This window comes from Corynebacterium sp. S7, from assembly GCF_054401105.1.
This window is the reverse complement of sequence record NZ_JBTIYK010000002.1, coordinates 1-25,775: the sequence shown is the minus strand read 5'-3', so window position 1 is coordinate 25,775 and position 25,775 is coordinate 1. Positions and strand designations below refer to the sequence as shown.

Annotated in this window: 22 protein-coding genes and 3 pseudogenes; 11 read left to right on the top strand and 14 right to left on the bottom strand. The window is 56.1% G+C overall.

Annotation, left to right across the window (positions count from 1 at the left end; all coding sequences use genetic code 11):
- Positions 1-860 precede the first annotated feature (860 nt).
- The gene (locus tag ACXZ66_RS14055) at positions 861-2,336 is read left to right on the top strand and encodes a hypothetical protein (protein ID WP_458751495.1); all 1,476 of its coding nucleotides are present in this window, start codon (positions 861-863) and stop codon (positions 2,334-2,336) included.
- Between the two features lie 445 nt (positions 2,337-2,781).
- Here ACXZ66_RS14055 and ACXZ66_RS14050 read toward each other — a convergent pair whose 3' ends face one another.
- Positions 2,782-5,802: a type 2 lanthipeptide synthetase LanM family protein gene (locus ACXZ66_RS14050; protein ID WP_458751493.1), complete on the bottom strand. Its 3,021-nt coding sequence runs from the start codon at positions 5,800-5,802 to the stop codon at positions 2,782-2,784.
- A 304-nt stretch (positions 5,803-6,106) separates the two neighbouring features.
- Between ACXZ66_RS14050 and ACXZ66_RS14045 the strand changes: the two genes are divergently transcribed.
- The 6 genes and pseudogenes from ACXZ66_RS14045 (at position 6,107) to ACXZ66_RS14020 (ending at position 10,843) form a co-directional block, all read left to right on the top strand.
- A protein-coding gene (locus ACXZ66_RS14045; protein WP_458748508.1) for an IS3 family transposase occupies positions 6,107-7,308 on the top strand; the annotation gives its coding sequence in 2 pieces (ribosomal slippage) (positions 6,107-6,401 and positions 6,401-7,308; 1,203 coding nt in all).
- 11 nt (positions 7,309-7,319) lie between these two features.
- Positions 7,320-7,955, top strand: a complete 636-nt coding sequence (locus ACXZ66_RS14040; protein WP_458751491.1) for an AAA family ATPase — start codon at positions 7,320-7,322, stop codon at positions 7,953-7,955.
- Positions 7,952-8,737, top strand: coding sequence for an ABC transporter permease (locus tag ACXZ66_RS14035; RefSeq protein ID WP_458751490.1), 786 nt, complete (start codon positions 7,952-7,954; stop codon positions 8,735-8,737). The genes ACXZ66_RS14040 and ACXZ66_RS14035 overlap by 4 nt, the downstream gene beginning before the upstream one ends.
- 2 nt (positions 8,738-8,739) lie before the next feature.
- Positions 8,740-9,489 (top strand): ABC transporter permease, encoded by a 750-nt coding sequence (locus ACXZ66_RS14030; protein WP_458751488.1) that lies wholly within the window; start codon positions 8,740-8,742, stop codon positions 9,487-9,489.
- A 61-nt stretch (positions 9,490-9,550) separates the two neighbouring features.
- Positions 9,551-9,778: pseudogene (locus tag ACXZ66_RS14025) on the top strand (DDE-type integrase/transposase/recombinase); the annotation flags it as partial.
- 627 nt (positions 9,779-10,405) lie between these two features.
- The gene (locus tag ACXZ66_RS14020) at positions 10,406-10,843 is read left to right on the top strand and encodes a hypothetical protein (RefSeq protein ID WP_458751487.1); all 438 of its coding nucleotides are present in this window, start codon (positions 10,406-10,408) and stop codon (positions 10,841-10,843) included.
- A 236-nt stretch (positions 10,844-11,079) separates the two neighbouring features.
- On the opposite strand, the gene ACXZ66_RS14015 is transcribed toward ACXZ66_RS14020, so the two are convergent.
- The 4 genes from ACXZ66_RS14015 to ACXZ66_RS14000 all read right to left on the bottom strand — a co-directional run bounded on the left by ACXZ66_RS14015 (position 11,080) and on the right by ACXZ66_RS14000 (position 14,868).
- Entirely contained in the window at positions 11,080-12,126 is a 1,047-nt protein-coding gene (locus ACXZ66_RS14015) for a putative toxin-antitoxin system toxin component, PIN family (protein ID WP_458751485.1), read from the bottom strand.
- Between the two features lie 542 nt (positions 12,127-12,668).
- Positions 12,669-13,388: an Abi family protein gene (locus ACXZ66_RS14010; RefSeq protein WP_458751484.1), complete on the bottom strand. Its 720-nt coding sequence runs from the start codon at positions 13,386-13,388 to the stop codon at positions 12,669-12,671.
- Positions 13,389-13,548: 160 nt separating this feature from the next.
- Positions 13,549-14,301 (bottom strand): YfbU family protein, encoded by a 753-nt coding sequence (locus ACXZ66_RS14005; protein ID WP_458751482.1) that lies wholly within the window; start codon positions 14,299-14,301, stop codon positions 13,549-13,551.
- A 135-nt stretch (positions 14,302-14,436) separates the two neighbouring features.
- The gene (locus tag ACXZ66_RS14000; RefSeq protein ID WP_458751496.1) at positions 14,437-14,868 is read right to left on the bottom strand and encodes a GNAT family N-acetyltransferase; all 432 of its coding nucleotides are present in this window, start codon (positions 14,866-14,868) and stop codon (positions 14,437-14,439) included.
- Positions 14,869-15,136: 268 nt separating this feature from the next.
- On the opposite strand from ACXZ66_RS14000, the gene ACXZ66_RS13995 reads away from it, so the two are divergent.
- Positions 15,137-15,535 (top strand): hypothetical protein, encoded by a 399-nt coding sequence (locus ACXZ66_RS13995; protein ID WP_458751480.1) that lies wholly within the window; start codon positions 15,137-15,139, stop codon positions 15,533-15,535.
- 21 nt (positions 15,536-15,556) lie between these two features.
- On the opposite strand, the gene ACXZ66_RS13990 is transcribed toward ACXZ66_RS13995, so the two are convergent.
- From ACXZ66_RS13990 to ACXZ66_RS13975, 4 genes are all read right to left on the bottom strand, one after another.
- Positions 15,557-15,706, bottom strand: coding sequence for a helix-turn-helix domain-containing protein (locus ACXZ66_RS13990; protein WP_458751478.1), 150 nt, complete (start codon positions 15,704-15,706; stop codon positions 15,557-15,559).
- Positions 15,707-15,974: 268 nt separating this feature from the next.
- Entirely contained in the window at positions 15,975-16,169 is a 195-nt protein-coding gene (locus tag ACXZ66_RS13985; RefSeq protein WP_458751476.1) for a hypothetical protein, read from the bottom strand.
- 52 nt (positions 16,170-16,221) lie between these two features.
- Positions 16,222-17,475, bottom strand: a complete 1,254-nt coding sequence (locus ACXZ66_RS13980; RefSeq protein WP_458751474.1) for an ABC transporter permease — start codon at positions 17,473-17,475, stop codon at positions 16,222-16,224.
- Between the two features lie 59 nt (positions 17,476-17,534).
- Complete coding sequence (locus ACXZ66_RS13975; protein ID WP_458751473.1) at positions 17,535-18,476, bottom strand: ABC transporter ATP-binding protein; 942 nt, start codon at positions 18,474-18,476, stop codon at positions 17,535-17,537.
- Positions 18,477-18,605: 129 nt separating this feature from the next.
- On the opposite strand from ACXZ66_RS13975, the gene ACXZ66_RS13970 reads away from it, so the two are divergent.
- The 3 genes and pseudogenes from ACXZ66_RS13970 to ACXZ66_RS13960 all read left to right on the top strand — a co-directional run.
- A complete protein-coding gene (locus tag ACXZ66_RS13970) occupies positions 18,606-18,854 on the top strand; it encodes a helix-turn-helix transcriptional regulator (RefSeq protein ID WP_458751471.1) in 249 nt (82 codons plus the stop codon).
- An 80-nt stretch (positions 18,855-18,934) separates the two neighbouring features.
- Positions 18,935-19,354, top strand: coding sequence for a hypothetical protein (locus tag ACXZ66_RS13965; protein WP_458751469.1), 420 nt, complete (start codon positions 18,935-18,937; stop codon positions 19,352-19,354).
- A 161-nt stretch (positions 19,355-19,515) separates the two neighbouring features.
- Positions 19,516-19,620: pseudogene (locus ACXZ66_RS13960) on the top strand (hypothetical protein); the annotation flags it as partial.
- A gap of 168 nt (positions 19,621-19,788) precedes the next feature.
- On the opposite strand, the gene ACXZ66_RS13955 reads toward ACXZ66_RS13960, so the two are convergent.
- The 5 genes and pseudogenes from ACXZ66_RS13955 to ACXZ66_RS13935 all read right to left on the bottom strand — a co-directional run bounded on the left by ACXZ66_RS13955 (position 19,789) and on the right by ACXZ66_RS13935 (position 25,453).
- Positions 19,789-20,970: a recombinase family protein gene (locus ACXZ66_RS13955; RefSeq protein WP_458751467.1), complete on the bottom strand. Its 1,182-nt coding sequence runs from the start codon at positions 20,968-20,970 to the stop codon at positions 19,789-19,791.
- 266 nt (positions 20,971-21,236) lie between these two features.
- Positions 21,237-22,505 carry a hypothetical protein gene (locus tag ACXZ66_RS13950; RefSeq protein WP_458751465.1) on the bottom strand — a complete coding sequence of 423 codons (1,269 nt, stop codon included), beginning with the start codon at positions 22,503-22,505 and terminating at the stop codon, positions 21,237-21,239.
- Positions 22,506-22,753: 248 nt separating this feature from the next.
- The gene (locus ACXZ66_RS13945) at positions 22,754-23,545 is read right to left on the bottom strand and encodes a transposase family protein (protein WP_458751463.1); all 792 of its coding nucleotides are present in this window, start codon (positions 23,543-23,545) and stop codon (positions 22,754-22,756) included.
- A gap of 28 nt (positions 23,546-23,573) precedes the next feature.
- Positions 23,574-24,407, bottom strand: a pseudogene (locus tag ACXZ66_RS13940) (IS3 family transposase); the annotation flags it as partial.
- 428 nt (positions 24,408-24,835) lie between these two features.
- Positions 24,836-25,453: a recombinase family protein gene (locus ACXZ66_RS13935; protein ID WP_458751461.1), complete on the bottom strand. Its 618-nt coding sequence runs from the start codon at positions 25,451-25,453 to the stop codon at positions 24,836-24,838.
- Positions 25,454-25,775: the final 322 nt, after the last annotated feature.

Genomic DNA, 25,775 nt, shown 5'->3' with positions numbered 1-25,775 from the left:
TGTGGGTAAATATGCGCAGGCGTGTGGGCAGATATGCGCACGGTTTTTAGGTGGTGGGCTTTTTGTGGGTAAATATGCGCAGCCTGACCTGGCATTTTGTCCTATGTGTGCCTGTGCGGACATTATAGGTGCTCTTCGTGTGGGTAAATATGCGCAAAGAGGGGGTTAGGCACTAGATGTAGTGTTTTCGGCGGCCGAATAGTCCGCTATGTATGCTTACTGTTTGTATGTGACACGTCACTAATGTGTTCTTCGGTGAGTCCTGCGCGCGCCTTGTGGTGATCTTCCCGTCTAAGCGCTTAGCTGAGCTTCCCTGGCGATCTTCCCGCTGTGGGAAGTTGAGTGTGATGTTCGGCGTCTCTTTGCCCAGTGTGGCGACAACTCAGTGCCATTGAGTGTCACCGCTTGCTATTAAATCTGCTGGGTGACCCCGTTTTTCGTGATGGTGTTTGCCACAAATGTGGCTTTGTTGTTTTGTTGGCCTGGGGTTTTGGGCCTGGACGACTTGCCGCGGGTTCCTCGACAGCCTGCGGGTGTCGTGTGTAACAATAGGGGGAACATCTGTGTAATCACACTGGTGTCGTCTCGACTTTTTTAAGGAGTTTTACCCGCTTAGACGTAGTTTCTGCGTGTTGGTCCACGTCACGGCCAGACCAGTAATTTCATATCTGCGGAAGGGTTTTACCCACCCGCTATCGCTTGCGTAGCCTTCACCAGCTACCTAGGAACTTCACCACTCCGGCGAATAGTGGGCATGAGAAAACCCCCGGCTACCACACCGGGGGTCCTACAAAGTCTCAGGGGAGAAACAGCGCCAACTGATTTTCTCGAAAATCCTTCCACCACAGAAGGGAACAGCATTGCAACACGCTGTCTCCCAGGTTAGTCGTACCCAGATACGTTTCGCAACACCAACGCGGGACGAACCCTCTCACACGACTACGACCTGGGCTTTTTCATATAAAAAAACGTCCACGACACAAGAAAATACCGCTAAAAATCTTGCCGACGCATCGGCAAAACTTGCTTACCGCGAAGTCATCTACGAAGACATCTCCAGCCGCATCGCCACCGAGAAGGGACAAACCACTCTCCTGCGGCGCGTATTCGGCGTTGACTCCTCCGGTAAAACCGACGAGGCGGTTGCCTCCGAGATGCTCGATGTCCTCGGCCAGGTCGATGATGCTCGCGCGCATGTTGTGGCCACGGTGGGACCCACCCTGCCCGAGGTCCCCAACTCCCGCAGCGTCTCGCTGCCCGTGACGGTCAGCTCTGATGAGCGGGTCCAGGATCGCTGGCAGTCCCGCACACTGTGGGTGAAAGGTGCACTCGCCGCGCTCCAGAGATGCGGGCATAAGAAGCTGGAGCGCGTCGGTAAGCAGCACTGGTCATTCATTGTGCGCGCGGCCGCCATGTTTGCCGATGATGTGACAGGCCATAACTGCACCGCCGCCAACCGCACAATTGGCAGGCGCGCACAACAGCTCGCACATGATGCGGAGAAAAAGGGCTACCGCACGACAGGCCGGCGCACTGCTGCCCTATCGGAGCAATCCATGACCCGCGCCGTATCCCACGTTTTGGCGGTACTCACCGATCTGGGCTGGGTCATCGTGCGCGCCACAGGCCGGCACCTCACCACAGCTGAACGGGTCGTCGCGTTTGCCAGGCATCGCAGACACCAAACAAGGGCCGGCTCGGTACGCGACCTTGTCACCCCGCGTTCAGAGTTCGTTGCCGAAAAGCCCCGGGAGCCTAAGCCCGCCTGGGCAGTATCGACCAACCCGTTCATGCACCACGGACCACAGAACGGCACAGGGAAAGGGACGTGGAAAACACTGATAAACCAAGCAAAAACCATGCTTGTGGACATGTGCGCACACGGGTTACTGTCACCCCACCAGCGCGTAGCGCTGCGTAGTTCTCTAGTTACCCTCTCTAGTTGGTTACTCAACGCGCATACGCGCGCGAGCAAGCCATCATCGAATCAGAAACAGCAAAGAAAACCCGGCTTCCACCGCGATCCAGCCTCACTCCAGGCGCACAAAACCGCCGCTGTCCTCGCCGACAGGCTCCCCTGGCTACTCCGCAAACCCACTGGTGGGCGCTACCACCTGGGAGCGTTAGCCCATGTTATCGAGGATACGGGTTCGTCCCACCGAGCAGCTTCGGAGATTCAGGCCGGTATCGACGCGTTCCTCGCAGCCCGCGGCTGGGAGATTTACCCCACCGAAATCCGCCGGCCCCTCGCCTGGCTACACACCGTCCTCGCCCGACACAACCAGGCCAATACGGGAGTTGAAGCGCCCTTAGAGTGGGTAAGCACAACCTATTGACACCATCGAATCATCATGAATGCATTCCGCTTGGGCCCGAGAATTTCCACGACGGGAACGAGACAAAAAAGAGCATTCAAAGACTAACTGAGGCTTTCCTTCATGAAGCGCTCGGCTCAAACAAAGGGCGAGTAGCAAAACTCCTTATCAAAGACGGCCCCTAAGTCAATCCATCATCGCACTACACGCAGGAGAAGTACTTGCTGAGCATAATTCTCCTCCAGCAGCTTCCGCATTCGTCCTATACGGACAGGTCCGCATCACAGGAAAAGAAGAAACCATCTTGTCTGCTGGGGGTCTCAATGTACTGCCCCACTTCCGCCACGCCGTCGAAGCGATAGAAGATTCAGTGTTTCCCCTAACCACAGTCACTAGCATCCCAGGTCACGACAGTTTTTCTGAGCGCCGTGAGACGCGATAACACGAGCGCTCGCCTATAATGCTCCTATTCGAGCCAGAGTACGTTGGGGATTCTCCTATCTAGGTACGCGCTCAACGCGTATAGAACTCCGCTTAATCCGGTCATGAGACCTGGGACAGATTGGATGTCAAACGATAGACCAGCCCTGAACCCATTATTCAAGAGCGCGTCGAAAGACAGATTGAATGCGGTACTGAACATTTGCTCATCTATTTCTTTCAAGCAATAGGCGTTGCCAAACAAACCATGGCAAAGTGAAAAGTTTTGCGGTACTGGGGCAAAACTGCTGTTGTCGACTGCCGCCTCCATTAGTCCTGCGTAACTGTCGCCTTCTCTCCATTTATTGATGAGAGAGCGGGCTAACGTTATTCCGGCGGCTCCGTGGCACCATTGATTTGATACTACTTCTTCGTTACCGAACTCTGGACGCTGGTCAATCCACAATCCTGTCTCCGGCGAAATGAAATTGTCGTCGAAGATGATCCCTTCTTGGACACAGAATCCGACATTTGTGTCACGGCAGATCCGGTTACTTCGGGCGAGAGAAGTGGCTATACCAGCCGAGCCATGCGAGAATCCTCCCAACATGACTTCAGCGTTACCGGTTGGCCACCCACGCCCGATGAGTCCAGGTCTCTGATATGCGCTGGATAAAAGCTTTTTCTGTAGAAGTCGGATCAAGTCCTGAGATTGTTTGGTGGTCCACACTCCGTTTTCCACTAATGAGCAAACGACGGATAAGGCCCCCGCAGATCCGGAAGTTAGATCAAGATAGGTATCTTCTTCCACTCGGGCAGACAACCGTGTGACCCAAGCATCTTCGGACTCGCGTGAGGAAAGACTACTTGGATCCCCGATCATGGTTTCTGCGAAATGGATGGCGTAAAGGATTCCGCTTAAACCTGAAAAGGCGCCGATAGGTGTGAATGGTGAAGCATCGAGAAGTCTTACTTCGTGTTGAAGAGAGTCGATAATCATGCGTACGAGCTCGCGGGCCGACAGGTCGCCAGATACTCGGAAGTAGGACGACAAGCCCACGGCGATTCCGCTCAATCCGTCGTACATCCCAGTGCCTAGCGGAGAGAGACGGACTGACCCGCCCTCCGTACTAGACGTGAACCCTAGCCAAGTAACATCTTCACCTGATAGGATTGCCTGATCAATAAATTTTTGAAAAATGGAATCGGCAATCTCAGCTACAACCTCAGGGTGCGGATCGGCGAAACTGTCTGACATTAGGAGATCGGCTGGTGGCTGAATGCCTGCAGCGCTGGCGATTGATTCTCGAACAAAACCAACATCTTGAACAAGGCTAGCCGGGGAGCAAGCCCGCAGGATCTGATGTCGAGCTCGTTCTAACGGTGTCATTTCAAACTGATCTCGAGAATCTAGAGACGAGCTTTGTACCGTAAAGTACGGGACATTTCCCTCCAGTAGTTGCTTTTCTTCTGAATAAATTTGTGCAGGCGAAAGCTCGAACGGCTGATCATCTACTTTCTGCCACAAACGAAGCAAGAACCGTTCACGAGAAAGCATGGATCGCATATAAGTAGGGTGGCGAAGGACCCTAAGCGTCATATCGTAGATGGCCGTGGGGCGAAGAAGTACACGGACTGGCTGGTCGCGGTAGCTATCTACAAGAAACGTAATATTTTTCTCTGAGGCATTGACTAGCTCCAAACCTTTTTTAAGTCCTTCTAGCGCGCACGAAGAGTTTTCTACCACATCTTGATAGCTCATTCCATTAAGGCTGCTATTTGATGGTCGGCTTGTCTGTTTCTCGGGGATGAGAAATATATCGCCGGAATCGTCGAATATAATTTTCTCGACGCTAACATCTGTGGTTTTTAGGCCGCCGAATAGGCTGCTGACCTCTAACTCGCCTCCGGAGATGGAGCTTCCTACTGGGAAAATGCCCGTGCCAAGAGGACTGTCGTTGATTAGCAATTGAGCAAGTTCGTCCGATCGGTGAGTCCGTGCGGCGGGCTGTGGCGCGATGATCGTCTCTAAATCCACAGGAACCGGGCCAGCCGACGTGGCGATGATGTTCTCGAAGTGCATATCCTTAGAGCCCAGAGAATGGAAAATGGCTCCAAGAAGACCGAGCCGGTAGATATGATCATCAGAAGCCAAATGGGCTACAGAACCGATCTGATAGCCACGAACCCAGCAATGGTCTGAAAAGTTCAGATGTTCGACATGTGGAAGCCATTTTTCAGCACCGATAGCGTAAACGATGTCGTTATATAACTGAAACTCGGGTGCCGACCGCGGACGGAAATACAGCTCATTATCTTCGATTGTTAGTCGGCATACAGTTTTGGCCTCGTGTTTGTCGCCTAAGCCTGATCTCAAATCGTCGATCCGTGGACTGACACCTTGCACTAAGGAGACTTTGCTGAGCTCGGACCAGTCGTTCTCAAAATGGAAAAGAATAGTCAAAACTAGAGCGGTAAAGTCCTCTGCGGCTTTAATCAGTGCGCGTGGAAGAACTGGGTACCTAGTAAAGATTTCCGCATGTCCGTTTCCAAACCGAAAGACATTGTCGTATTCATCCCGCGTCATTCCCGATAGCTTGTACCAATCCAGAACGCAGAGAAACCCTTCTTTAAATAGTTCAGAGGAAAGATCATCGACAATGCTCTGCAGACAGTCGGACGCGACCGTGAGGTTGTTTGGGATGCGGCGTTTTATCAATTCAATGTAATAATTTATAAATGGTCCGAAAAACGGTTCAAAAGGAAGATGATCCAATTGCTGCGCACCGTAGCGCGGACGAGCGTTACACACTGGGGTTGTGTAAGGCCCGGAGAGGACTGCGTTTAGCGTTTCAATCCAACCGTCATCGGTGTCTTTAGCCTGTGTCGAAGTAAGGGCTGAAGAGAATGAACGTTCAGTAGTTTCTCGTGAATTTAGGTACTCGTGCCAACGCGTATCAGAGATGTAAAAGTCGCCCTTCCACGACTGGATAGCAGCATCGCTGAAATGACCTTCTTGCCTCTCGGAAGAAAAAAATGCTTCGAACAAGCCTGTCTTGGACAGCATATTTACAACTTCCTATTTTAGGGATGTCAAGGGAGGGGCGCGCCAGTTTCCTGGACGCCCCTCCTAGTGGTCGGGAGTTTCGATTAGCGGCAAGCGCAAACGAAAGTTCCGCACTCGATGGTCAGGGTGCACAGCCAGCCGGAGGAGGCGGCGATCAGGGTGTTCTTGTCGAAGACGCTGTCGATTTCGTTGTGGTCAAGGGCGATTGCGGAGTCGTTATTGTCGACGTCCCATGGGACCTGACCCCCGTTTGGTAGACACCTAACATCCCAACAATCTGGGACTGAAAGGTAATCTCCACACCATGCCAAGCAAGACCTACACCGAAGAGTTCAGACGCGATGCCGTCGCGCTCTACGAGAACTCCCCGGGCACCTCGCTCCAGACCATCGCCACTGATCTTGGGATCAACCGTGCCACCCTGCATAACTGGCTGAAAAAATACGGCACCGGTGCCCGCACCAAGATCAGCTCTAAGGATTCAGCTTCCCCGGCCTCGGTGACGGAGGCCGAGCGGATTCGACAACTCGAACGAGAAAACGCCCGGCTCCGGGAAGAACGTGACATCCTGCGGAAAGCCGCTAAATATTTCGCGGAAGAGACGAACTGGTGATCCGCTTCCGGTTCGTTGATGACGCCCAGAAGAACCATTCGGTTAAGCGGTTGTGCGAGGTGTTAAAACTCAACAGATCTTCGTTCTATAAATGGAAAAACAGCAGTTCAGCCCGCAGGAAACGCCTCATGTCCGACGCGATCCTCGGCGCCCGCGTCAAGACTGTATTCGCTGCCGAACGCGGTTGCTATGGGGCGAAACGGATCACGGCTGAACTCAAAGACCAGGCCGGTCATGGCCCCGTGAACCACAAGCGGGTTGCCCGAGTCATGCGCGAACTCAAGCTGTTCGGATATACAAAGAAACGCAAGGTCACCACGACCGTCTCAGATCAGAAGAAACCCGTGTTTCCTGACCTTGTCGGCCGGAAATTCACTGCCGATAAACCAAACCAGCTCTACGTCGGGGACATCACCTACCTGCCGATTGCGGATGGGTCGAATATATATCTGGCCACGGTCATTGATTGCTATTCTCGCCGACTTGTTGGTTTCGCGATCGCGGATCATATGCGCACGTCCCTGGTGCAGGATGCTTTGCTGATGGCTAAGGGCCAGCGTGGAAGCCTTAAAGGTGCGATTTTCCACTCGGATCACGGCAGCGTTTACACCTCTCACGCATTCCAGGACACCTGCAAAGAGCTTGGAATTAGGCAGTCAATGGGATCAATCGGCACCAGTGCGGACAACGCGTTAGCGGAGTCTTTCAACGCTGCGCTGAAGCGGGAAGTCCTCAAGGATTCCAAGACCTTTGAGAATCAATTGCGCTGCCGCCGGGACGTGTTCCGCTGGTGTATCCGTTACAACACGGTGCGCCGACATTCCTGGTGTAAATATCTCGCGCCTGCGGTGTTTGAGGAGCGCGGTCCTGCTATCCTGAAATCTGCTTCCTGATTAAATCCTCCGTGTCCACTTCCCGGGGGTCGGGCCCTACCGCCCGACTTCTGGGTGCCGACGCGCGCAACATCGACTGGGCGATCGGACTCGTCCAATTGGGCACACAGATGGATAAGCTCGTCAAAAACTACTCGCTGGGCATGAAACAGCGCCTTGGTCTGGCCATGGCCCTTTTGCGTGATCCTCAGGTGCTGATCTTGGATGAGCCCACCAACGGACTCGACCCGGCAGGTATCGAAGAAATTCGCGATCTGATCGTCAGCCTAGCCACCGAGCAAGGGCGGACGGTACTTGTCTCCAGTCACCTGCTGTCAGAAATCGAGAAGATGGCTACAGAGTTGACCATTATCAACCACGGTCAACTGCTGTTCCAAGGCTCCCAGGACAAGCTTTTCCATGCCCATCTGCCGGATGTGTTCATTGAAACACCTGCTACCGATGAGGCGGCAGCGTTGCTGCACAAGTTGAACCCGCGGCCCACCGGCGACGGCTTGGAGGTATCGGGACTTGACGCTGACGATGTTGCCGAAGTATGTGTTCATCTGGTCAACCACGACATTCCGATTTACCAGGTTGTTCGACGCCACCAAAGTCTGGAAGAAGTGTTCATCAGTCTGACCGGACGAAAGGCATTGAACGCATGACAACCGCAGTCGCGCATGCGCACAACACCGGCGGCACGGCCATCGAGTTCGCCAAATTGCGGCGCACACGAATTGTCTTGATGGGGATTTTGCTCTCGGCCGGAATAACCCTGTTTGCCAGCATGAACCTGTTTGCGGGAGGCCAGATTGATGCATTCCGCGAAGATCCACACAGTAGTTGGGCCGGATACCTAATCAGTTACTGCATGGCATTGGCGTTTCTCTCGCCCCTCCAGCTGGCAATGCTAGCCAGCCGCAGCGCCGACGCTGAACACAACGGTGGCGGATGGCGTCTGAATGCCGTGGCCAGCATTCGTCCCGGGACCCTGGTCCGTCGCAAGTTCATCGTATTAGCCATCATTGTTGGGGGATTGAAAACACTTGAATTCATCAGTGTACTCACCGTTCCGATTCTGCTTGGCGGCCCCGCACCCGATTCTTCCATGCTGGTCACATGGGCCATCACTGCACTTGGAGCCTACGGCACCAGCCTCGCGGTACTTGCCGTGCTGTTGTGGCTGGCCGCGCGAATCGAATCGCAGCTCGTGGTCCTCGGCATCGGTGTCATCGGTGGCTTCTTAGGCATCGCCGCACTCTTGTCACCGCCATGGCTGGCCGCTATCAACCCATTCGGCTACTACGCAATGGTGATCCCCTACGGCTTCTCCGACTCCGGGGTTGTCTCGGTGAACCCGAACTGGCTGCTGTGGATTATGTACCTGTCAGTCGCAGCCATCGCCTTCGTAAACTTGACTAGTTCGTTGAATCATAAGGAACTGTAACCATGAATCTGCTGCGCAACGATTTGTTGAAGTTCCGTCGTTCTCATGTCTGGGCAGTGGTCGTGCTCGTTCCACTAATCGCTGTGGCGATCGGGGCTGCCAACTATGCTGCCAACTCCGCTCAACTGGACAGTGGTTGGGGGAGCTACTTTTCTCAGATTTTATTGTTCTACGGACTCATTTTCATGACAGTGGGTATCGCGATTATTTCCGCTGCTGCCTGGCGTTTCGAGCATCGGGGCCACAATTGGCACACGATGATGACCTCTACCAGATCGGCCGGTAGCTTGGTCGCATCAAAAATGGCGGCTGTGGTCGTGATTATCGCCGTTATGCAGGTTGTGTTGCTGGTCCTGGCACTCGTCAGCGGCCTGCTTCTGTCGGTCCCCGGGCAGCTTCCGTGGACCTACGTCACTGCAATCCTGGTCGCGATTATTCCGGGAGTGGCTGTGGCATCATGGCAGTCGTTCCTATCGATGGTTATCCGCAATTTCGCGGCCCCGATTGCAATTGCTCTAGTGCTTTGTGTCATTTCGGTAGGCGCGTTGGGATCCGGTGTCGCCGGCATTGAATACTTCCTGCCACCAGCATTGGTAACCACATCCATTTCACTGGGAAGCACGGCTGTCTCCACGTCAGGGTCCCTTGATGTCAGTACGGTCGCCACCGTGGCATTCGCTTCGATGATCATGGCAACCTTGGGGTGGTTAGCCTCGGCAATCTATCTACGCAACGCTGATGTCCGCCTGTAAAATTCACGGTCAGACATTGATATCCTTCGCTCAGGGCTACTAGTGTCCTACGCAGTTAGTTCGGGTGATCAGCACCGACAAGACTCCCGCACTGGCCAGGGGAAATTTCTGAGCTCAAGAAGGAGGGAATCTGCCCGCCAACAGTAGAACACCGGCAGATGAAATACCTTCAACAACGTGCTGGAAGGCGATCATGGGCGGCTGAAACGGATCCTGGGACCCGAAGGGAGCCTTCAAGAACCGGACGTCCGTCTACCGGACGTTGGAAGGCATGGAGACGATACCGTCACCGATGATTATGGACTCCTTTGCGCCGGTAAGACCGTCGCATTCACCCGTTCTCAGTTCGAGGGCGCTGTACTCCAGTGGGCCGAAGAAACGCACAAGCACTATCTCTCGCAGCCGGACGATGAGTTCGATCGAGAATTTACCGTTGATCACGAACAAGCAGCGCGCGCAATCACCAGCCACCACTGGGCAGATGCGCCAGTACACCAAGACGATGCCCAGCTCGGGGTCCTTTTAGAGTGGGCCATCGAATCAACCGCCACGTACTAACCCTGCCAGATATGGTTGGTGGGTGTCTTCTCTAACCCCACATCAGCCCGACCGTGCACAGGTACGCCGTCAAGTCTGCCGGAGTGGTGTATCTGCTCTGCTTGTGATTGACCTGCAAGTGCCGTGCGCCTGAAGCGCCGCAGGCTGTATGGCGCCGAGTGGGATCGGCTCCAGGAGCGGCATCTAAAGCCGGTGTCGACGTTTTGCTTGCTCTCCAGGAGGTTGTAAATATTTCAGCCTTCCACGCTGATGACGCCGTACCATCAGCGTTGCAAGCTGAGAGCGAGGGTTGCGATGTTCGAACGGTCGAACACAGGAGAGGGCAACGGTGTCCGAGACCACCAGTAGGGTCACTTCCATGATGAAGCCCTATTATTCGCGCGCCACTTCCCAACATGCCGTCCTGGCTGAGCAAAACGAGGACAAAACTTGGACTGTCCACGGGTTGGGCGCTGAACGGGAGAATGTCCCGAGCGATATCTTCCGGGAGATGTATACCGACAAGGCGCCGCATGAATACCGGAAGCGCCCAGGTTGTGGGGATCTGATTGATCCGGTGGCCCTTGCAGAGGCGGGAACGCACGATCTCGTTTACATCGAGACGAAGGGCCATTTAGATGAGATTGCGGCGGATCACCCTGACACCTGGTTTCTCAACATGACAAGCGGGGGTGCGCAGCAACGCTCTCAGATGCCCTCACTGTGGGTGGGGTTTCACAAGCCCGGCGAGGAGATCATTAAAGAGGAGAATGCCGTCTACGGTTTTCCACTCCTGGCCGTGGTTCCCAAGCTTTAACTCTCAACCCTTCTACCTTCCGAGGTGATGTGGTTTTCATATGGGGTCAAGTTCTCCGGAGCGGTGTATCTGCTCTTTCAACAAAATAGGCAGTTTGATGATCTCAGAGGCCGGAAAAGTCGATAAACGGCTTCACCCCGGTAGTGAAGGGCCCTCTCAGGAGACACTAGTAGTACTTGTAGAACTTGGGGCGCCGAGGGAGCGGAGCCCAGAGGCTCCTTCAATCATCCCAGAATCTATCTCCTAGCCCGAGCCTTGATCTTCTCGACCTGTTGCTTGCGGAACTCGTCGCCTGGAGGTCTCACTTCGCTAGCTTGCAGCGGACGGTCCCCAATGGTGTGTGATCTCCATCCCCCGAGGCCTAAGGGATCAACGCCATCCTCCCCCAAAACATCACTGCAGCGTTCGAGAGTGAGGCACAGGACGTCCGTGAGTCTAGTAGGGGTGTTTAGTGGTACTACCACCTCGCCTGGATCGGGGGTCGACCTGCCCACCGCCGAGGGGGAGCGCACGGGTACTACCACCTCGCCTGGATCGGGGACCAGCTTCACCCCCACTAAGTCAGGTGAAATCACAATAGGATGAGTTCCAAATGCGCGTCCGTCGATCATTTCGAAGATATCTTCAAAGCTGCGAATCCAATAAGGGGCAGTACCGGGTACGACGAGTGCTTCTAGGGTTTCTACTCGGTATTTTCCGTTTCGTACGCCCTCCACGCACTCAAACAGCATGGAGACAGCATCGAAAATTTTCTTGGCACCTGCTGCTTCAATCTTTTTCCAAACCTCTTCTCTTTCACCTCTAAGTAAATGCGTTCCCCAGGGGTGTTCTTCTTCAAGAAGTGCATTGGCGGCGGGACGGTCAACGATCATGACCCCGGGCAGGTTAACGGCTCTTACCTTTTTATCGTCACTTATTAAGAGGTTCGCGTGGGAATCTTCATATAGGGCGAACAAGTAATTGTCATCGGGGTCTTCGCATACTTGTGGGAGCTCTGACTGAGGTCGGTCCTGGACCTCGGTGCCGGCTAGGACAATCGCGTCGATCAGTTGCATGCCTTGGTCAACGGTGAACCAACGGCGAAATTTCTCTCGGTTTATTACATCTTCAAGCTCATCTAAAAGGCGGTTCGAGTAGATGAGTTCAAGCTGTCCATCTAGGCATGCTTCGACTAAAGATTTTCCATTCCTACGTTTAGCAATGAGTTCCGAAATGAACACATTTGCATCTAAAACGAGCTTAGGCGGTTTTTGGGGAGTGTGATCCTCACCGTTATTGGTCACCTATTGACCCCAATCCTAGAGCGGCCCCTTTTTTCATCCCGCATTTTCTTGACCTCAGAAGTTACTTCTCTTGCCGCTGTTTCGTTGTCTACGAGGTCGCTTTGGGAAGCGACAGAATCAAGAATGGCGCGATAGCTTGCGGCAGCAAGTTCCTTATCCGTCATCTGGGCCCGGTCACTTTCGGAGGCCCCGAGGGATTCTAGAAGCCGCTTCCGAGCTGCATTTTTTCTGGGACTCATGGGCTAGAAACCTTTCAATCGGATGCTTTTAGGCTACCTCTTTAGGACGCCCTTTGGACTCCCCCTGGGAAAGTAGAGAGTAACCCCATCGCACGGCCCCAACCTCAACCAGAGGCGGGCATAACGAGGTGTCACGAGTAAGGGTCCGTGGGTCCTCACACCCATCCATGAAGGGTGGGCCACTCTCTGGGTCTTATAGCGGGCTGGACGCAGGTGACTTCAGAGCTTCCGCGCGACGGTCGCACTCGGACCAGACCCCGGGGTCGTCTATGCGATGGTGCGTCGCAGCGGACACGGCTGTTTTCACTCCCAGTTTTTCCGCGGATCTTCCTGTGCTATCTGTCTGACCTGACTGCCTACCATCGCCCAGCCGGGGTAGTCCTCATCGATGGCATGAAGTACGGAGAGCATATCGTTGAGCCGGCTCCGCACGTTCGTCTCCAGGAGGTTCTCCTGGTGGGACACTCGGTTGCGCAGATGCGTTAAGCGTTCGAACTTTTTCCCGATATCTTCTCGCGACCGGTCACTACTATCGACGTTGGAAAACGCTATGTGCAGGCAGTTCTTCCACAAAATTTGCGCATTTGCTCTGTGAACCGGCAACGCCTCGCCGAGGAGATTCGACCAGTTGCCCAGGGTAAGTTGGGCGACGACGTCGTCGTGGTTCAGCGGAGCGTTCTTGCGGGCATGTCCTCGTCTGCGGCGTCGAGACTCTTTACGCGCCCATTTCCGGGCCTGGGCCATGGGTCGGTTTGCCATGGCATATAAAAGGTCGGCTGACTGATGTTCTAAGGACCACTCGCGGTGACCGCATTGCTGATAATTCCAGTCTTGTAAGGCTCTGTTCATGGCGTTACGCGTCAAGACCTCAAAATAAGACAGCTGAGAGTGCAACGAACCTGCCAGGCGGGTGTTCCATCGATATAACTGCACCGCTTTGTCGAGGTCGTTGCCGGCGACGGTGAAGTATTTTTCGAAGCGGGCCGCTCCGAGCATGGCGTCTAATTCGTCTTTGGTTCTCATTGCCGGTGATGGTATCCTTAGTGCTGTGAGCGTCGATGTAGATCGACGCACCTTACCCCACGACCCCGGGCTTTGTGCTCGGGGTTGTTGCATGTCTGGGTGCGGTTGGTTGTGAGGTGGATTTCCCCCACCATTGCGGGTAGGTGTCGTTGTCCGGGCATTACTCTTCTTTGAGATGTGCACCGGGAGCAGCTAGCAGCACCCCTTTGATTTCCTCTGCACTGAGGCGGTGCCGGCCGCCGCGGCTAGTGACCTGGCGCCAGACGGGTTTAAACTCCGCCAGCATAGAACGGTAGGTGGGCAGCATCTCGCGGTGGGAGTTTCCTCCGTTGGCCTCGACTACTGATTTCTGCTCTTCCCAACGACCGGTGGACACGAGAAAATCGACATAGCCAGCGAGCTTGCTTTCCAGGTTGATCTGGAAATCAAATCCCTGGAATGACCCGTAGTGCTCAGCCTCGATGACTTCGGTGCGCTCCCAGCCATTGTCGCCCAAGTCGCGAATGCTGTATTTAATCACTCGGAACATATCCAAGATGTCCCACACCAGCCGACACTCGTCGTAGCTCAACTCTTCATCAGTGCCCGCAAATATCCGGGGGTATTCTCCTGCGTACCCGTATTGCAGTGCTTTCACCACGTTGCGGAAGTATTCCGGGTCATACAGTTCCTCGGGAAGATCACCGCGAGTGGCAAGGAGGATTTGATACCCCAGTATCAGCGTTTGGCGTTCAACGGCGGTCGGTGACAGCTCCTGGAAAGATTTCCTAGGAAACTTCTCTCCTTGAATCTGCCCCGCATGGGCTTCAATAAGTTGTCGCAGATAGTCACTTTGGGTCTGGCCGTTGCTCTCTGCTTCCGCGGAGATAAGGTCCTTCAACTCGTCGGGGAGTCGAATGGTTATGGATTTCATGATTCCCTTTAACTTAATGCACTTACGTCTTACGGAAAAGAATACATGCTTACATTATCTTGCGCAACCGTGCCCTGTGGGGTGCACCCACTCGGTTAGCTGTCTCATAAAAGGCGAGGCCGCGCTTCTTAGGGGTTAGTCTGTGGCCAGTTTTGCGTACACCGCGAGATCATGACGCCTGCCCCGGAGGTTTTCACCGTGGCGCATGATCCCTTCGAACTGACAGCCAGCGACTTCGGCGACGTGTCGAGATGCAACATTGTGCACTGCGGCCTGTACTTCGACACGGTGGATGCCTTTGTCGAAGCAGTGTTGCATGACAAGCGCGAAGGCTCGGGCTTGCAGCCCGCGTCCGCGGGCCCATGGGGCGGTGTTGTATCCGATGGAGACCGAAGGGATCGATGGATCCCGCAGGCGTATTTCAATGTTGCCGCAGTAGCGCTCGCCGAATTCGTCGTGTTGAAGGGCAAACACGAGGTTGTCGGTTCGTCTGGTGGCGAAATCAAGGGCCATCTCACGGGTGTATTTGTACGGCACCTGGGTATAGCGTTTCATGCGTTCATCGATGGCGCATAGATAGATGTCCTCGGCGTCAGTGGCTTTAAGCCCACGCAGGGTGAGGGTCCCGTCAGAAAGCTCAGTAAGTGGGATAGGCCAAGCAAGGCATCGGTCATTTGTCTTAGCTTAATGAAATAATCCTACTTTCCTGCTGCCTAGCGAAGTCGAAAACGCACAACGCCTGCGTGTTGCTTGCCCTAAGAGATGGTTCTTGCGTTTCGGCAGCCTGAGTATCCGTTCGAAAAGGCGGTGTAACCTGAAATGATATGGTCACGCCGTGAAGAAAACCCTTGTTGTCTGTGTGTCGATTTTACTGCTGGCGGGTTGCTCAAGCCCGGATGGTGAGCAGCCGGTTGCTGAGGCGCCGACGGAAACACCTGTCCAGACGCCGGTGGACACTGCGGCCGAGGCACCCGCCGAGACACTTTCTTTGCCGGAGGGCTACCCGCAGATTGTCCCGGTCTCTGAGATCCCCGAGAATATGCAGTGGGCGTTTGAGGGCACGGGCACGTCAGAAGCTGTAGCGGTGGCGCCTGGAGTGTGGGCAGAACTCACCCCGGGTGCGACGGTGGACGACGCCGTCAACGCGCAGGTTTTTCACGGCCATTGCTCGTCGAAGAAAGCCTTCGAGCGAGAATATCTCCACGGGGAATCGACCCCTGGAAATTGCTGGTAAGCCCACTTTTCCTGGGCAGGACTATTGTTCTGCCGCTAAGGCGCGATACAGCGTGGAGCGCCCAATTCCTAGATCGTGAGCGATAGCCGTCTGTGACTTCCCGCCTGCGACCCGCCGCCGTGCGTCAGCCACCTGCTCCTCGGACAGTGCTTTGGGTGGTGCTGTCGCCAACTCGCGTGGTGAGCCTATTTCGCTGATCTTCCAACCGTTGTGTACTGCGGTTTTCCGAATGGGTGCAGGCGAGATTCACTATTTATAACAGCACCTGTTAAACAGCAGGGCTGGTGCTTCGTATACCCCGGCCAGGTGCTGAGGGTAGGTGGGATTGAGGATGCTGGCGACGTGGTAGCCCTATGCCCGCCAGGTCTGCAGGTCCTTAGCCGCTTGGGAAATAGAGTGATGTCCCGCGGCAGCGGTGACGCCGCCGACGTGCGGGGCGCTAGTGGTCATTGCGGATGGTGTTGCGCTGTGGGTGGGACTTGTTCAGGTAGATCTGCATCGGCAGCAGAATAACCAGTGCGATGATCAGTCCCAGCCACCACGGGAAGGAGGTCGCAAAGACAAGTGCGAGCAGCGCAATCATGACGATGACGCTGATGAGGGTGACAGCAGAGCGGGTGGTGAAGGTATTCACAGTATTCATCCTTTTCTGGTGGTGTGGTGCGGTGGTCGGTGGCGGGATGGGGTTAGGTGGAAGACAGGGCTTCCCGGAAGGAGACGGTGGTGCCGCTGCGCAAGACCGAGTTGGAGTAGATGCGTCCTGCTAGTGCGATCGCCGCAGCCAGTGTCAACAGGGCTATCGCTAGGCTGGCCAGCAGCTGCCACGGTGCGACGTCGCCGGCGGCGACGAAGACCGGCATTGCGAAAATGTTGGTTACCGGTGCGTAGGAGAGAATCTCCAGCACGGTGCCGTTTGGCTTTTCGAAGGCCAGGAATACGACCGCGGCGAACGGAACCATCAGCAGCAGGTAGACCGGCTGGGTGGCGGTGGAGACGTCGTCCGGGTGGTCGACACGGGCGGCCATAGCGGCCATGAAGGAGGCCAGCAGCGGCACACCGATTAAGACACTGATGACGCCGACGACGACCAACTTGACGGGGATTCCCTCAAAGGAGATGCCGTCGCCGAACAGTTCTAGTCCCGCCCAGGTGGCGGCCAGGACCGCGGCGACCTGGAGAATGCCGATGATGGTGATCGCGATGATCTTTCCGGCCAGCAGCTGCCACGGGCGCAGCGTCGCCAGCAGGATTTCGACGACACGGGTGGTTTTCTCCTGGACTACGTCGTTGGCCATGGTCGCGCCCCACAGGAGCACGATGAACACGATTGTCAGGCCGATGCCCAACGCGAAAAGCAGCGTCGGCATATCGACGACGGCTTGTTCGAGGATGATCGGGGTGACGGTGGCATCGGAGACGGCCTCGGTCAACTGCTCTGGGGTAGCGCCGGCTTCGACGGCAGCGGACGTCAACGACTGGGTGGACAGCAAGGTCTGCAGCGATTCCAGTAACTGTGGGCTCATCGCCTCCGAGCTGACCAGTGACCAGCTGCCGTCAGCGGCCGGGGTCAGGTAGGCGTCGACGTCGCCGTTGGTGACGAGTGCTTCGGCTTCGTGCTTGTCCGCGACTTCACGGATTGACCAGGCGCCCTGAGCGCCGGATTCGAGGAGCCCCGTTAATCCGCCGGACTCCGGCGGAATCGCGATGACCGAGGTGTTGTCACCCCCGCGGTTGAGCAGGGCCGGGGTGAAGAAGGCGACCGCGGCGAAGGCGATGGTGCTCCACAGGTAGCCGGGGGTCAGTAGCTTGGCCTTCAGCTCGCGGAACAGGACCGCGAAGACGACGGACCAGCGGTTGGTGCCAGCGGTGCGTGCCAGCTGTGGACGTTGGGAAGGGGGGTCGGAGATATGTGGTGGGGGAGATTCATCCAGCGTTGTCATGGTGTTTCCTTCAGGCGTGGTGGGAAGGGTGCTCGGTGGTGCTGTTTTGTTTCTGTGCGCTAGGCCGCTGCGGTGGTGGGGGAGTCCGCCGTGCCGGACATGGCCGCGGAGTAAATCTCGGTCAGCGGCGGCAGCCACTGGTAGAAGGCAGTGAGGTCGCCGCTGCGGCGGATAACGTCAATGATGAGCTGTTCGTCGAGGTGCTCGGAAATTTTTACGCGGGTGTGGTTGCCGTCTTGTGCTTGGACGGACAGATGCTCGGCGTCGTTATCGAGGGCCCGCTCCAGTTGCGACAGCCACGTGGCGCGGGCGACGGGAGTCTCGATGACGTACTGTCGTCCGACCGCGCTGCCCAGTTGCTCGTAGGTGCCTTCGGCGATGATGCGGCCGTCGCGCAGGATGCCGATGCGGTCGCAGAGCTTCTCGACTAATTCGAGCTGGTGGCTCGAGAAGACGACCGGGATGCCGCGGTCGGCTTCCTCGCGGAGAATGTTCGCGATCGTATTCACAGCACCCGGGTCCAATCCGGAGAATGGTTCATCCAAGATGAGGGCGGCTGGTTCGTGCACTAGGGCGGCGGCCAGCTGTACGCGCTGCTGGTTACCGAGGCTCAGCGATTCAAGCGGGCTGTCGGAGCGGCCGGACAGGCCTAAGCGGTGAAGCCAGTAGTCCGCGGCGGCGCGGGCCGAGCGGGCAGTGACACCGTGGACGACGCCGAAGTAAGTCAGCTGGTCGACGAGTGTCATCTTTGGGTAGAGGCCGCGCTCCTCGGGCATGTAGCCGATTGTCGAGCGCACTCGGTCATCGATGGGGCTTCCGTTTAACCTCACCGTGCCGGAGTCGGCTTCGCTGATGCCGAGCATGATGCGCATGGAGGTGGTTTTGCCGGCGCCGTTGCCCCCGACGTATCCATAGAGCTCGCCTGGAAGGACATCGAGACTGATGCCGCGCAGCACCCGCCGGGAGGTGTAGCTCTTGCTGACATTGTTGAGCTGGAGCATGGTGTTTTCCGTTCGCTGTGGTGATTACACCCCCGAAGATACAACGATGTGTTGTGTATATGCAATGTTTTTATGTAAATAAGGGCAGAAAGTGTTGTTCGTGCAAAGGTCAGGTGCTACGCTGGGTCTATGCCGAGGAAGAAAGAGGTGCGTCCGCTCTACAACCGCCTGCGGGTGTTGCGGACCGAGATGGACCTGTCTCGCAAAGCCTTGGCTGACAAGGTCGACGTCAACCACCAGACCATCGGTGCGTTGGAGCGGGGCGAACACAATCCCTCGCTCGACTTGGCGATGGCCATTTGCGCGGTGTTCGACTTACCCGTCGAGTCGGTATTTAGCAGAGAACCTTTCACCTATTCGCCAGACGATTACAGGTAAGAATTCCGGAGCGTGCTTCCGGGATTAGTTACGTTTGCGGAAAATCATCGAGACAAGCGGAGTTGGAGGACCTTGAAGCGATGAAGACAAGAAAAATAGCAGCCATCAGTGCTGCGGCAGTCGCCTGGCTCGTGCTCATCGGTGCGACCCTGGCGACCGCCTTCGGTTCTATGATCTGGTGGGTAGCGCTTGTCGTGTTCATCCTCTGCTGGCTGATCACCCGCTCCGCCACCCGAGACATTGCTGAAACCCAGTCCGGGTATCTGGACGAGTACGAACGCAGCCTCAAGTCGCGGGCCTTTACCGCCGGATTCTGGGTTGCGATCGGCGCAGGCGTCGTGCTCATGGTCTTTCTTGCGGTCATCGGTCAATCCGGTGGAGTCTGGGCCGAGGATGTCCTCCAATCAGTGTGGCAGCTCATCCTGGCTGTGCATCTGCTGATCGCCGCGACACCGACCTTCTGGTTGGGGTGGATCACCCGGGCAACTCCCCAGGAATAACTCTGAGTCGGGGCCCGGTAGCGCCGACTTGGGCTCACCATACAGTCGACATACGGGGGCGCCCGTAGACAGTGCACTCACTTGCATCGAAGATCGCCCTCGACAACGAAGTCCGACTCAGTCCCCTTTCTTGACCGTGACCGGCGACCACCGTCGTTGCCGTCCATGTCCGCTCCGGCTTCCGCGCCGAACCTGAAGGGTTGCTCGGCCTGGCCCACATCTTCGGGCATATGCTTTTCGAATTGCGCCGACGGCGCCGCGGATGATTCCTTCCTGACGGCTCTGAACAAGGCGGGCGGATGACCGTTCAGCGCTGACGACCTAAGGAAGCGGAGTTTCTTCGCGTATTGGGTACCGCTTCTTGACGGGAATTCTGCCCGACCAGGAAAGATGATTTCCCATGGTCTGAAGATAAGGCCAGGTAGATAGCCGGTTTAGAGATAGCGATACAGCGTCGAGCGACCGATCCCGAGCCCCTCAGCTACCGATGTTTTCGACTCACCACCTGCGATGCGTCGCCGCGCGTCGGCCACCTGCTTGTCAGAGAGTGCTTTGGGCCGGCCGGTGTATTTCCCGGCCTTCTTAGCTAGCGCGATGCCTTCGGCCTGGCGCTCGCGGATGATCGCGCGCTCGAACTCCGCAAAGGAGCCGAGGACACCGAGCATGAGGTTCGCGGTGGGATCGTCGGTGTCGGCGGCAAACCGCAGCCCCTCCTTATGGAAAACGACCGTAACACCCTGGTTGGTGAGCTCGGTGACCAGCTCTTTGAGGTCAATGAGGGAGCGGGCGAGTCGGTCGATGCTGGCCACATGTAGTTCGTCGCCGTCGCGCAGATACTCCAGGCAGGCTTCAAGACCGGGACGGTCGGCGCGGGAGCGCGCGGAAATCTCGTCGACGAACTCCTTGCGGATGCCGAGGTGGGCAAGTGCTTCGCGTTGGCGGGCTATGCTCTGGTCTTTGCTGGAGACCCGCAGGTAGGAGACTTTCTGCCCCGTCGGTGGAGGTGCGGGCACGGCCAGCGCCGGCGAGGCTGGGGAGTCGGTGACGTGTGTGGCGTCGGCTGCCGGGGCCGGTGTCGCCGCGATGGCTGTGGCAGCGTCGTTTGTCTCCGTGGTCGCCGCCGCGGCACCGCTGTCGATCTCGGTGGCGTGGCCGTCGGCCTGGCTGGCCTGCCCGTCCACGGGTGTGTCGTGGGTCGTCTCCCAGGCGGGTGGGTGAAAACCCCAGCCGGCCCCGCCGTCACGCACGACGTCAGGTGAGGAGATCTCCTCGATCTCACCCCACCGGGTGACACCGGCGTCGTCGCGGCCGTAGTAGACCTGCGCCTTAGTGACGTACTTATAGAAACGGTGAATCTTCACTAGGGCTTGGGGCTTACCCAGGGTGCTGCGCCAGGTCGCCAGCTTCGGGTTGTTCTCGAAAGCGCGCCACCGCGCCGCGTCGTCGTCAAGCACGCGCTCGGTGGCCACCTTCTGCGTCATCGAGTCCCACACCCACCGGTGCCCGCGCTGGACGCGCCGCTGGATGGTGGTGGTGTGCTTGTGCTTGCGCACGATCTGTATTTCTTCCTGCGGTGTTCGCAGGTCCTCGTTGAGCAGTGTGCCCGGCCTGGCCATCTGATTCCCCTAGTGTCCCAAAAGATTATTGACTTGTTGGCACATAGTGTATCAAAAGAGGTAACCCACCTTTTGAGACAGGGGAAACGCCTGGCCGGAGAGTGGCCCAATAGGGTATAGCCCATTGAATCGCCCTGCAGAACGTGTTTTCCCTGTTGCGATTAGATCGAAAACGCTTTTTGTAGCAGGAGTGTGCGAAATGCTTAGCGTTACGGTTCAGAGCTCGGCACTTGAATATTACGGAGGAGACATCAGTACCGATCAGCTTATGTTTTCCTATTCAAAGCGTTATTCGTATCAACGAGGTAGAAGAGCCCCTCGCCCCCAATCGAATCAAGTTTCTTAGTTGCCGCTCGCCATCCATTTACCGCTCCCATGATTCCACTAGCCACCGATGCGGTGGCTACACCCTCTGGCGTTAGCCAGGAAGCTATTCCGGCGCCGTCCGCAACATTCATAATTCTTTCGAGGTCCTCGGGGGTAAGGTTTGCTTCGCTTACCGCCTTGTCTCCTACGAGGAAAACCATGCCTGGCTTGATCGCTCCTCGAACGAACCCCTTCGATGCGGCCGAGATACGTGGAAGCTTCGTATCTTGAAAGGCTTCGCTCAATTCTTTGACCCGACGCTCTACATGGTCATGCCAGAGGAAATCGAGCTCATCTTTGAACTCCTGTGGAGTATTGGCGGACGGCTCAAGTCGCTGCTCAAGGTCTTTAACCGCCTGTTTGTAATTATCAAGCGGTGTGCGGATCTGATTCTTCGCTTCGAGAACGTCAGAAATAGTCGTACCAGAAAAGGTCGGCAGATAAGAGATCATGGCCGTACCAGTAGCCGTACGCCTGATCCCATATCTGCTAGCCGGAGGAAGTTTAAAAACCTCCTCTTTCTGGGCTGCAGAGACCACGCCACCCATCATCGAGTCGAACATTAACGAGCCTTCTGTTACCGCAGCTTGCGACTCTAGAAGTCCAAGAAGGAGTTCTTGGTCGAGGTCACCGCCTTTAAAAAGGTCGTCTATCCAGGACGTCATGATGGTTAGCTGGCCTGCAGCCTCTGCTTCCTCCAACTGGTCTCCTCCATGGGCGTTCCACATATCGAAGTACTGAAAGCGCAGCTGATCAGAAAAGGGCTGAATGTGTTTCTTCAGCTCGTTGTACGTGGAATCTGGAGCCCGTCGCTGGGCACGACTGGTGCTTTCCCAGGTAGCAATGAGCTGCTCAAGAAGTGCTGAAATAGGGGTTAGCTGCTCTCGCCGTTCCTGAGAAGTGTGCTCATTATTGAGCATCGTGTCCACAAACAATTTGCAGGGGTACTCCGCAGGTAACCCAGCCAAGGTCCCCAGCTGGCGTAGGAAAGCAGCTGTCATCGAATACAGCCTGACATGATCGGCATACAGCAGTGCTGAACTGGTGAGTGTCAGGTCTTCTACTACTGTCCCTGCCTGAAGCCGATTGGCTTCTTGAACACCGGACACAATGGTGATCTCTGTACGAGGGACATCGTTTTTCTTCCCGCTCCTACGACCTCGAGCCATAACGTCTCCTTTGCACAAAATCCCCGTATTTCCCCCAGAATTAACTTTACGGTGTTGTTATGTCCTCTGAGGAGGATGGCTCTAATAATTTCGGCGACGGAAACGCTGACAAAACCAAAGCTCCACTGCATCGGGCCCGACCCCTGGAAAGTAGACACAGGGGATTTAATCAAGAAGCAGATCTCAGAATAGCAGGACAGCGTTCCTCGAATACGGTTGGCGCGAGATATTTACACCAGGAGGCTTATTCATAGGCCGTTGTAGAACATCATTCCGATGATTGCTCTGATGACGTTGGGGAAATCGTCGATTGGGCGTCGATACCTGGTTTTGAGGATGTGCCAGTTCTTCAGATGTGCATTCACTCGCTCGATCACTGCCCGGTGGCTGTTGACCTGCCGGTTGTAGTCTTTGTCTTCGTCGTTCAGGCTGCCGTTTCTGGGTTTCCGGATCGGGTGCGTGCAGTCCCAGCCGATGTAGCCTTTATCGGCGGTGACGTTCCAGGACTGCCCTTCGGGGTCGGGGAACTCCGATTCCCGAATGCACCGGAGGTCGTGCCAGGACCCGGGTTTCGGGTCGGAGACCCACATCAGGTGTCCGTCGAGGTCGCAGGCGACCTGGAGGTTGAGCCCGGTGGTCTTGTGTTTCCCGGAGTAGAGGTCGTGGTGGTCGTGCCAGTCCCAGCAGGTCACTAGGGTTCCATCGACCACGAGTGTGCCGGCAAAGGTCTGGAAGTCTGCGGGAGTGGGCCGGTGTTTTTCCAGCAGGGTGGTGATCAGATCGGTGAAGGTGCTGATGATGCGGGAGACGGTGGGCTGAGAGACACAGTAGCTCTTGGCGAGTGCTTGTTCGGTGCGGTTCTCGCTGAGGTAGTCCAGAGTCAGCAGGACACGATCTTCCACGGTCAGAGTGCGCCTGCCGTAGGGCACATCGGCGAGCTGATCGCAATGCTCGATGGTCTCGATCAGGCCGAGTAGTTGAGTGTCATTTAGTGGGGCCGTAGTCTTGTTGGTGGGACTGTTTGTTGGGTTTTTCTTCACACATTAATCGAAACAGGCAGTCCCCTTTTTATGCGCACACGACACGCCCCACGAGCGGCGATCGACCTGGGAGCGCTAAACCCCTATGAATAAGCCTCCAGGAATGTCTCCGGGTGGTGTTATACCTGGTGCACCAGCGAAACACCTCCCGACGACAGAGCAACTGATTCGCAAAGGTCTTGGAATCTTGAAGGACTTCCCGTTTCAGCGCAGCGTTAAACGACTCCGCCAAGGCGTTGTCAGCACTGGTCCCGATTGATCCCATTGACTGCCTGATTCCCAGCTCCTTACAAGTGTCCTGGAACCCGTGAGAGGTGTAAACGCTTCCGTGGTCGGAATGGAACACCGCATCTTTCAGGCTGCCGCGCTGGCCCTTGGCCATGAGCAGGGCATCCTGCACCAGGGAGGTACGCATGTGATCAGCGATCGCGAAGCCCACCAGTCGGCGAGAATAGCAATCGATTACCGTGGCCAGGTACATATTCGATCCATCAGCAATCGGCAGATACGTGATGTCGCCGACGTAGATCAGGTTCGTCTGAGCAGCGGTGAATTCCCGGCCCACGAGGTCAGGAAACACCGTCTTGGTTTTGTTGGACACGGTGGTGGTGACCTTGCGTTTCTTCGAATATCCGAACAGCTTCAAGGACTTCATGATCCTGGCCACTCGCTTGTGATTGACCGGCGTTTTTCCTGAATCATCATTGAGCTCAGCGGTGATGCGTTTGGCACCGTAGCAACCGCGCTCAGTAGTGAAAATGGACTTTACCTGGGCACCGAGCACGGAGTCGTCCAGCAGGCGTTTCGTCCTGGCAGGAGAGGTTGTTTTCCATTTGTAATAGGAGGACCTGTTGATCTTGAGGGTGCTGTTGCGAAGAGAAATTCCCGCTTGCTAGCTACGTGATAGCGTGCAGCGCACTGCGGATCGCAAGTCCGCCATTTTCGTCGAAAACATGAGTTTGCAACAATACCGAACGGCACACGTGACTAGGAAAGCGTGCCGTTCGCAAAAAATTCTAGCGCCGTCTGACCTGAACTGCAGCTGGCCAGTCGGTGAAACTGCGACAATCTTCACACGCAGCTAAGAGCCATACTCATCTAAAGAAACCAGCCAGGTCCGTGCCCAGCCTGGGAATATGAACCCACACATCGGACCGGGCACCCGGTACAGGACAGGTGGTCAGCGCCTCGTTTCCTTCTTTCATTTTTTCGCAGCTATTCCTCTATATATAGGTCCCCTTCGAGACAACCCCGGAAAAACGGCGGCGCACCCGTACCGCGGGCGAGAAATCAGCTACCGGTGAGCAGTTTCCGTCCGTCCTCACGCAACTCCCCCGTCGGGGAGACATGCCGGTACAGGGTCTGCCGGGTAATCCCGAGTTCCTGACACAAGGCGGCGACGCTGGTCTCGGAATGTCCCATCGAGGCCATCGCCAGGCGCACCTTGGCCGGGGTCATCTTGAACGGTCGGCCCCCTTTGCGCCCGCGGGCCCGTGCCGATTCGAGACCCGCCTTTGTCCGCTCGGAGATCAGCTCGCGTTCAAACTCGGCCAGTGCGGCGAAGATCCCGAAGACCAACTTGCCTTGAGCCGAGGTCGTATCGATCGCCGCACCCTGCCCGGTGAGCACTTTCAGTCCGACGCCGCGGGCGGTGAGGTCGTGGACGATGTTGACCAGATGCCGCAGGTTCCGACCGAGACGATCAAGCTTCCACACCAAGAGGGTGTCGCCGGCACGAAGTGCTTTCAGACAGGAAGCTAATTCGGGTCGGTCTTCTTTCTTGCCCGATGCCTTGTCCTCATACATGTGATCCGGATCCACGCCAGCTTTGATCAAGGCGTCATGTTGTAAATCCGTGGTCTGCGAGCCATCCGCTTTTGAGACCCGCATGTAACCAATTAATGCCATAGCACTTCCCCATCACTTATACGATCGTTTACGTGACACACGCCGGAAAAACATCGCCCAAGGTCGAAAAATCTCCATTTGTCACTTAACCCGTCATTCTACCTATGTCACGTCAAGGGTGTAGAAACCAATTAAAGTGACGAAAAATTCGTGCAAACATTTACTGGCATCTTGAGGGGTCCAAAGGAAGTGTGGCAGCGTCCGACTGAAAACCCCTCGTCGTAGGGGGGACTGCTTTTCAAGCGTCGCTAACAAGGCGGATTCAACTGGTCGTCGCAACACCCCGATCGTGGCGTCGAATTCCTCGTGGTAGTCCCGCATC